This window comes from Clostridium celatum DSM 1785, from assembly GCF_000320405.1.
GTDB lineage: Bacteria > Bacillota > Clostridia > Clostridiales > Clostridiaceae > Clostridium > Clostridium celatum.
In genome coordinates, this window is sequence record NZ_KB291691.1 from 1 (window position 1) to 5,172 (window position 5,172).

Here is a 5,172-nt window from a genome sequence, read left to right on the forward strand (position 1 = left end):
GTAAGAGTGAGAAAATAAAAGAAAGAGTTTTGGTGAAAAGCAATTTCAAATAAATTTTTAAAACTTTCAGCTAAAATAATAAATTTTGGTAAAGTAGATAATTTATTTATTAGGTAATTTAATTTATTGAATACTAATGATAAAATTACAGGTTTTACAGCCTTATTTAATATGAATTTATACATATGAGGATAATATAAATATAATGTGTAAGAGTTTTTAGGGGGAAGTTAGTTGAAGGTAATTTCAGTTGTAAATTATAAGGGAGGAGTTGGAAAAACAACATTTGTAGCAAATATTGCAGCCAAGTTAGCTAAAGAAGGACGAAAAGTATTATTAATTGATTTAGATCCGCAAGGAAGTTTAACATTTTCATTTATAGCTGTAGATCAGTGGGCTGATAAATATAGCGAAACAAGAACAATTAAAAATTGGTTTGATGATAAATTAAATAATAGAGAAACTAATATAAATAGTTTTATCATTAAAGATTTACCTGTAAATAAAAAATATTGTCCTAATAATCCTATAGGACTAATTTCATCACATTTAGATTTGTTTGATATAAGCTTAGAAATGGCAGTACAGTTAAGAGGAGTAATTAAAAGAAGTTTAGCAAGAAATAAATTAGATTGTTTATATACCTTAAAAAGAGGACTTGAAGAAATAGAAGAAGATTATGAATTTGTATTTATTGATTGTCAACCAAGCTTTGATTTAATTACACAAAGTGCAATAATAGCTAGTGATTATTATTTTATACCTACTAAGTTTGACTATTTATCAACTTTAGGAATAGAGTCATTATTAACTCATATAGAAAAGCTTGTAAGTGAAACTAATGAAGATATAAAGTTCTTTAACTTTAAGGGCTATGATATAAAACCACAGTTATTAGGAGTAGTTGGGAATATGGTTACTATAGCTAAAGGAGAAGAGCTTACTAAGTTTGAGTCTAATTTTAGAAGTAGAGTATCAGATAAAAATAAAATATTAAATGGTAAATACAATGTATTATTTGAAAGTAGTATTAGAAACAATTCTCAATTTATGGATATGGCAGATTTAATTCCTGCAATAGCAAAGAAAGCAGATAATCCTACAAAGAAAAATATTGTAAATGAAATTGAAAGTGTTGTTAAGGAGTTTAAGGATAGGATCGATGAGAAGTAAGATTGATAGTAAAGTTTTAAAGGCTATGGACTTAGCCATAAAGTATATAGGAAAGTTAACAGAAGAAGATTTGGACAAGCTAATAAATGGAACGAGTACATTTTTAGTATCAGATAAACATAGAAATAAGGCTGTAAAAGAAGCAGTAACAGAGTATGATTGGACTATTGAAATTGAAAAATTAAAGGAATTTAATAATAGGGAAGAAGCTAAAGCATATATAACAAAGTTAAAGTTAAATAAGGAAAAGCTCATAAACTTAGCGGGAGCTTTAGGAATAAATATTGCTAAAGCGACTAAGAAAGATAATATAATAGCAATGATTGTTGAAGGAAGTGTAGGAAATAGACTTAAGATTGAGGGAATTAGAAAAGGTATTATTGGATAGGTGTTATAAAAGCAGTTACAAATTTTGTGACTGCTTTTATTTTTCATGGGTATAATTATAATTTAATAATTTTCTCATTACTATACCATCAGCTTTAAATGGCTCAATATTACCATAATCAAAAAAATCTTTTAATATACAGATTTCAATAAAACCTTTCTTAAGATATATATTTCTAGCTGTTATCCAATTTTCAGCTACTACTAATAAAAGAGATTTAGGATTTGAAACTAATTTATTTACATTATCAATTAAGTAGTTAAATAGTATTTTTCCTATACCATATTTTCTTGCTTTAGGTGAAATAGCAAAAGATGATATATATAATTCATTACCATTAGCTTTATGGCTTTCTTTAATTGAATGATTTAACAAAAAGCTACTTTCTTTAATATTTTCATTATATGGCCATATTTCAGAACAAATATATCCAATTATCTCATTTTCATATTCGGCAACTAAGAAACCTTCATTAAAAGTTTCGATTCTATCAATAAATACTTGCTTATCTTCACAAATATTTTTAGCAAAGGAATTATGTTCAATTTCTAATATTTTTTCTATATCATCTATTTTTGCATTACGTATTTTTAAATTATCAATGTTCATTTAAATTCTCCTATAATTTTTTATCAATTAAATTATATTTCAATATTTTAATATAAGTCTTAAATTTATCTAACTTATTATATATTAACATATAAATTAGATAAATTTTTAGTGTTTAAATAAAATTGCTATATATAGTAAAATGCTGTTTATTTAATAAATAAATATATAGACTTAATAAAAAATTTAATAATGAAATTTTATAAATAAAAAAATGTATAAAAAGTGATACTAATAAGAAAAAATGTAAGAAGGGGGAGATATGATAGTTAGGAGTAAAAATTATGAGTGATAATTTAAAAGAAAAAGTTAAATGTACAATACCAATTAAGGTTGATTCTTATGAAGAGCTATTTAGGGAATTTGACTATAGAGACGTTAAAGATCGAAGTATTAATGCTGATTTAGATGGATGGATTCAAGAGTATATTTTGAGAGTACCATATAAGTTGAGAAAGATTTATGTTGAATTAGAAGTAAATATGCCAGCAGAAGTTAAGGATAAAAGTAAAGAGGAAGTATCTAAGGTTAGTATAATAAATTCTTATAGAGAATTTTTAGCTAGAGAGAAGAAATTGAGTTTTATGGGTGTAATAAGAATTTGCTATTATATAATTGCTGCGGCAATTCTTTTATCTTGTTGGTATGTTATTAAAAATTCTAAAGGTGAATCTTTGCTTACATCACTATTAAATTCAGGTGGAACAGTATTGTTATGGGAAACTATGACTTTAATATTTATAGAAAGTAAGAATTTTAAGTATAAGGTTAGAGTTAATAAGAAACTAAGTAATATGGATATAGTGTTTAGATATATAGAATAAATGAGGCGATAGTAAAATAAACGTGATTTTTGCATCTTTGTGGATGAGTAACTATATAGCAACTGGAATTATGATTATATTTGGTATTGTTCATAGCATTATTTCTTATAAAAATTTATATTAACAATAAACAGATATAGCATCTTAGAGTGATGTCATATCTGTTTATATTATTTAATGAAGAGTATTTCTAATTTCTTTTTGTATTTCGCTTAAAAATAGCTTAGCTGCTTTAGAAAACACCTGATGTTTTTTCCAAACAATATCAAGATTTACCTTTAATTCAGGCTCTAAAGGTTTAAATATTAAATTGCTATTATCACTAGTATTTATAAGCTTATCTAAGCAAAGTGCATAACCAACACCTTCCTGTACCATAATAGAAGCATTATAAATCAAATTATAGGTAGTAACTATATTTAATTTATCAAAATTAATACCAGCCCATCCCGATAGTTCATTATTCACAAGAGTCTGACTAGAACATAACAATGGAACATTTAATAAATCTTCAGGCTTTACGGTATTTAACTCAGTTAAAGGAGTATCCTTTCTCATAAGAACTCCCCAAGTATCAGTAGCAGGAAGTTTTAAAAAATCATATTTTTTCATATCTGCTGGCTCTATAAGTATGCCAAAATCTAAAAGGCCTTTATCAAGACGTTCAGTAACATCATTAGCATTACCACTATATAAATGGAATTTAATTAGTGGATATTCTGAATTCATACGTCTTACTACTTTTGCAATAATGCGCATAGCATCTGTTTCACCTCCACCTATATAGATATCTCCACTAAGCATATTATCAGATTTCTTTAATTGATCCTTAGTTTTTTCAGTTAAATCAATTATTTCTTCAGCACGTTTGCGTAAGAATACTCCTTCTTCTGTAAGAGTAATTTTACGATTACCACGGATAAATAACTGTTTTCCTAATTCTTCTTCTAGCTCTTTTAACTGTTTAGAAAGAGTAGGTTGTGTAACATGTAAGCTATCAGCAGCTGCTGAGATATTTTCTTCTCTAGCAACTGCAAGAAAATATTTCAAAACTCTCAATTCCATTTATAATCCTCATTTCTATTTAAAAATTACTTTAAGTATAATAGCTTCAAGCATTCCTGTAAACTATAGGAATGTATTCAATATAACAATTAGATATTTATAAAACTCAATAATATAATAAGATTATGAGCTAAGAAAATATCAATATAGAAAATATGAAATGATAAAATGCATTGAAAATAAGGGAGTAGAAGTTATGAATTTAGAAAATTATATAGAATATTTAAATAGTGGAAAAGTAATAGAGGGTGGATCGGAGATTCATCAATATATGCATATATTATCTCAAGAAGCATTAAAACTAACTATGAAATTAAATAATAGTTATCATACACCAGAAGAAATTAGAGATATATTTTCTGAGATTATTGGAAAACCAGTAGATAGTAGTTTTGGATTATTTCCTCCGTTTTATACCGACTGTGGAAAGAATATTAATGTAGGAAAAAATGTATTTATTAATTCAGGTTGTAAATTTCAAGATCAAGGGGGAATAACTATAGGAGATGGAACACTAATTGGACACAATGTAGTATTAGCAACACTTAATCATGATATGAATCCAGAAAAAAGAAGCAATATGATACCTAAGCCTATAGTCATTGGAAAAAACGTATGGATAGGATCAAATGCAACTATTATACCAGGAGTTACAATAGGGGATGGAGCAGTTATTGGAGCAGGGTCAGTAGTAACAAAGAATGTACCTGAAAATACAGTAGTTGCTGGAGTGCCAGCAAAGTTTGTTAAGGAATGTTAGTAATTAATTATGTTAAAAAATTTAACAAAATAAATATTTTAAACGTGATTTATTTAATATTTTTGCAACATTTATTTTGTATAATTTAAATGTGCTAAGAATAACTAATGAAAAGAACAGGCAGAGATGTATTAAAAAAGCTAAGGAAGAAATTTTACTTAAACAAATTGGGGAAGAATTATATAAGATATACTATGATTTATAGATAGCACATGTCATTTATTAAGTTTGTGAGACATCTAAATAAATTTTAGGTTTAGATGTTTAATAATAATGCCCTAAAAAATATATAAGAAGCTCTGAAGTGACATTAGTATAGTAGTGTCAAAAATGATACTAGTATCGCTGGTGAT

General features: G+C 26.2%; 6 protein-coding genes. 4 read left to right on the top strand and 2 right to left on the bottom strand.

What is annotated here, in order from left to right:
* Nucleotides 1-234: 234 nt before the first annotated feature.
* Both HMPREF0216_RS13430 and HMPREF0216_RS13435 read left to right on the top strand, forming a co-directional pair.
* Complete coding sequence (locus tag HMPREF0216_RS13430) at nucleotides 235-1,173, top strand: ParA family protein (protein WP_005215262.1); 939 nt, start codon at nucleotides 235-237, stop codon at nucleotides 1,171-1,173.
* Nucleotides 1,163-1,561, top strand: a complete 399-nt coding sequence (locus HMPREF0216_RS13435) for a hypothetical protein (protein ID WP_005215263.1) — start codon at nucleotides 1,163-1,165, stop codon at nucleotides 1,559-1,561. The genes HMPREF0216_RS13430 and HMPREF0216_RS13435 overlap by 11 nt, the downstream gene beginning before the upstream one ends.
* Before the next feature lie 36 nt (nucleotides 1,562-1,597).
* On the opposite strand, the gene HMPREF0216_RS13440 is transcribed toward HMPREF0216_RS13435, so the two are convergent.
* Nucleotides 1,598-2,170 (bottom strand): GNAT family N-acetyltransferase, encoded by a 573-nt coding sequence (locus tag HMPREF0216_RS13440; protein ID WP_005215264.1) that lies wholly within the window; start codon nucleotides 2,168-2,170, stop codon nucleotides 1,598-1,600.
* A 284-nt stretch (nucleotides 2,171-2,454) separates the two neighbouring features.
* Here HMPREF0216_RS13440 and HMPREF0216_RS13445 point away from each other — a divergent pair, with 284 nt between their 5' ends.
* Nucleotides 2,455-2,994 (top strand): hypothetical protein, encoded by a 540-nt coding sequence (locus tag HMPREF0216_RS13445; RefSeq protein ID WP_005215266.1) that lies wholly within the window; start codon nucleotides 2,455-2,457, stop codon nucleotides 2,992-2,994.
* A gap of 174 nt (nucleotides 2,995-3,168) precedes the next feature.
* On the opposite strand, the gene HMPREF0216_RS13450 is transcribed toward HMPREF0216_RS13445, so the two are convergent.
* Nucleotides 3,169-4,059, bottom strand: a complete 891-nt coding sequence (locus HMPREF0216_RS13450) for a LysR family transcriptional regulator (RefSeq protein WP_005215273.1) — start codon at nucleotides 4,057-4,059, stop codon at nucleotides 3,169-3,171.
* A gap of 196 nt (nucleotides 4,060-4,255) precedes the next feature.
* Between HMPREF0216_RS13450 and HMPREF0216_RS13455 the strand changes: the two genes are divergently transcribed.
* The gene (locus HMPREF0216_RS13455) at nucleotides 4,256-4,819 is read left to right on the top strand and encodes a sugar O-acetyltransferase (RefSeq protein WP_040419992.1); all 564 of its coding nucleotides are present in this window, start codon (nucleotides 4,256-4,258) and stop codon (nucleotides 4,817-4,819) included.
* The last annotated feature ends 353 nt before the right edge of the window (nucleotides 4,820-5,172 follow it).